Below are 4,038 nucleotides of genomic sequence, written 5' to 3'. Positions count from 1 at the left end.
GTCAAATCGGATATCAGATTCCAAGTTTTGCAGTTGCTTCGATAGCGTTTTTGTGGTGCATATACGTTGAAACTGGCAGAAAGCCTTTTGACCTAGCAGAAGCCGAGCAAGAGCTGCAAGAAGGCTTGCTAGGCGAATACGCGGGCTCTGATTTAGGCCTAGTTCAAGCTTCGCTTATCTTAAAACAATTTGCGATGATCGGACTTTTCCTTTCGATTTTCGAGCCGTGGAATTTTAGCAATCCGTTTTTAGCGGTGATAATCTTCGTCTTAAAAACGGGAGTGTTTTACGTAGCGGCCGTGTTTATAGATAACTTCGGACCGAGATTTAGGATGACTTCGAGCTTACGTAAAAACGCTCTAGCTGCTCTAGCCATATCTTTCGTGGCTTTGACGCTTTACGTCGTGGGGGTGTGAGATGAATGCAGATATGACTATGTTAGACGCATTAGCTATCGGCATGATAGTAACGTCTTTGGCGGTATTTGGGCTACGTAGCCTAAAGCTATCCGTCATCGTTTACGCGATCGAGACGTTGCTTTTAGTCGGTATATTTTCTATGTTGGCGTCTAAATTTAACGCGTCGCAGCTATCCATGTGGGCGGTAGTGGCGTTTTTTACGAAGGTTTTATTCGTGCCGGCGATCTTGCTTTGGTTGATTAAAAAGCTTAACGTCGTTAGCGAAGACGAGCCTGTGGGCGGCTTTTTCGTAAGCCCTGTTATAGCGATGGGTTTTAGTTTGGCTTTGGCGATGAGTATTAATCCGATATTTTTGGAGTTTTCGCTTATTAAAGAAAAGATAATGCTACTAGCCGCGGTTTGCGTATTTATGATGGGGGTTTTTGGCTTTATGCTTAGAAACTCGTTTATCAAGCAAATTTTAGCCTACTGCCTTTTTGAAAACGGCATACATCTAAGCCTAGCGCTCATGGCTTACAACTCAAACGAGCTTGTCGAGCTTGGAATTTTAACCGATGCGATTTTTGCCGTTATCATCATGAGCGTTTTAGCTATCAGATTTTATAAAGCATACGGCAGCCTTGACACGTCTAAGGCTACGAATTTAAGGGGATAGAGATGGATAGTTTAACTTTGATATTAATTTTACCGCTTCTTGGAGCGATACTGCTATTTTTCTCTCCGAAAAATTACGCTTTTTTGAGTTTGCTTCACGTAGCCGTTAGCGCAGTTACGTCTTTAGCCTTGCTATTTAACGTAAGCAAGGTTTTAACGGGCGGTACGTTTTACGCGCACGATAAATTTTTGTTTCTAGACAGCCTTGGCTGCGTATTTTTGATACTTATCGCGGTTACGGGACTACTAGTAAATTTATACGCGACCCACTATATGAGATGGGAGCTTGAAGAGGGACATATAAATTTAAGCGCGCTTAAGAAATACTACGCGCTTAGCCACGTGTTTATCTTTACTATGAGCTTAAGCGTCATCTGTAACAACGTCGCGTTTATGTGGGCTGCGATCGAGGCTACTACGCTTTCATCGGTGTTCCTAGTCGCGATCCTAAAAGATCAAAAATCAACCGAGAGCGGCTATAAATACATAGTCCTTTGCTCTATCGGCCTAGCGTTCGCTCTTTATGCGACCGTACTTCTTTACTCTGCGACCTTTGCGGAGATAAAAGACGGCGAGGCTGCGATGCTATGGACCGGCATAATGGCAAACGCTAAAAATTTAAGCCCCGACGTCGCTAAGCTAATCTTCGTCTTCGCGCTTATCGGATTTGGCACCAAAGCCGGCCTTGCTCCTACGCATACGTGGCTTCCGGACGTCCACGCTCAAGGCCCAGCTCCGATTTCGGCTCTGCTTTCAGGCGTTTTGCTAAAGTGCGCGATGTTAGCTTTATTTAGATACTACGCTATCGCGGCTCAAGCTACGGGCATGGAGTTTGTTCAAAGCGTGATGATAGTTTCCGGTCTTATTACGCTATTTGTGGGCGGAATTTTCTTAATCAGGCAACACGACGTAAAAAGGATGTTTGCCTACCACTCTATCGTGCATATGGGCGTTATAGCTTTTGCTTTGGGAGTCGGCGGATTTTTCGGGCTATTTGCGGCTATTTTCCACTGCCTAGCTCACAGCTTTACCAAGGCTCTTGCGTTTTGCTCAACGGGCAATATCGCTAGAATTTACGGTCACAAAGATATGACTAAAATGGGCGGTATGGTAAAGATAGCTCCGATAACCACTATGATGTTCGGCGCTGCGGTTTGTTCGCTAGTAGGCGTCCCTGCGTTTGCGATATTCGTCAGCGAATATAACGTATTCGTCGGCGCTATAAACAGCGGTCAATATTTTAGCGTTGCGCTATTTGCGATAGCTCTTGCGATCATCTTTATCGCGGACTTCTCGCACTTTAACATGGCGAGTTTTGGCGAGCCTAAAGCTGCGGTCGTTCACAATAAAGAGATGAGCATAGTAGAAAATTTACCGCTTATCTTGCTTTGCGCGCTAATCATAATATTTGGCGTTTGGCACGTAGAAAACTTTTACGCTCTAGTCAATGAGGGCGTCAAAATAATGATGGGAGTTTGAAGATGAGAGGCGATAAATTTGTAGAAATTTTAAAAACAAAGGTAAAGGTTTTAGAAGTAACACGCCAAGCCGACGACCAAATCACGGTTTTAGTCGATAGAAACGACCTTCCGCTTGCGGTTAAGACCCTTTACTACGATATCGGCGGCTTTTTGAGCACGATGATACCAAACGACGAGAGAACGATAAACGGCTGTTTTGCGCTTTACTACGCTTTGTCTATGGAGGGCGGCAAGATGACGGAAGAAGACGACTTTGCCGCCGAGGATAAGTGCTTTATCACCGTTAAAACGCTAATTCCCGGCGTCGATCCGACTTTTCCGTCGGTTACTCCGCTAGTGCCTGCTTGCGTTTGGTACGAAAGAGAAGCCTACGATATGTTCGGCCTAGTAGCCGAGGGCTTGCCCGATAAGCGTAGATTGGTGCTAAGCGACGATTGGCCGGACGGCCTTTATCCGCTTAGAAAAGACGCGATGGACTACCGCTACCGCCCCGATCCAGTCGCTCACCAGGATGAGCCCGACACCGAGTTTTTATTTCCAAAAGGCGATAGCGTCATCGACGTGCCGCTTGGGCCTTTGCACGTAACCAGCGACGAGCCTGGACACTTTAGGTTATTTTGCGACGGCGACGAGATCATAGACGCGGACTACCGCCTCTTTTATCAGCACCGCGGTATGGAAAAGCTAGCCGAAAACAGAATGAACTACGATCAGATGGGCTACCTTGCAGAGCGCGTCTGCGGAATTTGCGGCTACGCTCACGCGATTGCGTGTATAGAAGCGGCAGAAAAGGCTATCAGGCTTGAAGTTCCGCTAAGAGCGCAGGCTATCCGCGTGATTTGCCTTGAGATCGAGCGCCTTCACAGCCATCTTTTAAATATCGGTCTAGCTTGCGAGGTAACTGGTAACTATAACGCCTTCATGCATATCTTTAGGGTGCGCGAGTACTCTATGGAGCTAGCCCAACTCGTAACCGGCGGCCGTAAAACTTACGGTAACGTCATCATGGGCGGACTTCGCCGAGATATGACCGACAACGAAATTAGGCAAGGCCTTGCGATCATAAACAAACTCGACGTTCAAATTACGGAAATTTGGGATGCCGTGATGGAGGATAAACGCCAACTAGGACGCTGGAAAGGCGTAGGAGTGCTTGATAAGCAAGTCGCTCGCGACTTTAGCCCTGTCGGTCCAAATATGCGCGGTTCGGGCTTTAAGCGCGATAACCGCTACGACCACCCTTACGACTTCTTTAAGCATATCGAATTTGAGGTCGCGGTCGAGCACGGCGGAGACGTATTTAGTCGCGAAGTCGTGAGATATAAGGAGCTAAAACAGTCTATTCATATCATCAGGCAGTGCTTTGAGCTAATGCCTCAAACGCCGATCATGATAGATCCTGTGACTATGATCAAGCCTGAAAATTTCGCACTCGGATATGACGAAGCTCCTCGAGGAGAAAACGTCCACTGGATCATGCAAGG

4 protein-coding genes are annotated in these 4,038 nt (G+C 46.7%); all 4 read left to right on the top strand.

The annotated features are described in order from the left end of the window. Positions 1-416, top strand: a 416-nt coding sequence (locus Q0338_RS03015; RefSeq protein WP_298085466.1) for an NADH-quinone oxidoreductase subunit H, incomplete at its 5' end; no start/stop codon positions are given. Between the two features lie 13 nt (positions 417-429). Beyond that, positions 430-1,074 (top strand): hydrogenase 4 membrane subunit, encoded by a 645-nt coding sequence (gene hyfE / locus Q0338_RS03010; RefSeq protein WP_298085467.1) that lies wholly within the window; start codon positions 430-432, stop codon positions 1,072-1,074. A 2-nt stretch (positions 1,075-1,076) separates the two neighbouring features. Beyond that, complete coding sequence (locus Q0338_RS03005) at positions 1,077-2,552, top strand: proton-conducting transporter membrane subunit (RefSeq protein ID WP_298085465.1); 1,476 nt, start codon at positions 1,077-1,079, stop codon at positions 2,550-2,552. A 2-nt stretch (positions 2,553-2,554) separates the two neighbouring features. Continuing rightward, positions 2,555-4,038 (top strand): NADH-quinone oxidoreductase subunit C (locus Q0338_RS03000; RefSeq protein WP_298085464.1); only part of this gene is annotated, 1,484 nt, incomplete at its 3' end.

Origin of the sequence: uncultured Campylobacter sp., assembly GCF_938018145.1 — a bacterium.
Classification (GTDB): Bacteria; Campylobacterota; Campylobacteria; order Campylobacterales; family Campylobacteraceae; genus Campylobacter_A.
The sequence above is the reverse complement of the archived record's forward strand: the minus strand, read 5'-3'. Positions and strand labels throughout refer to the sequence as shown.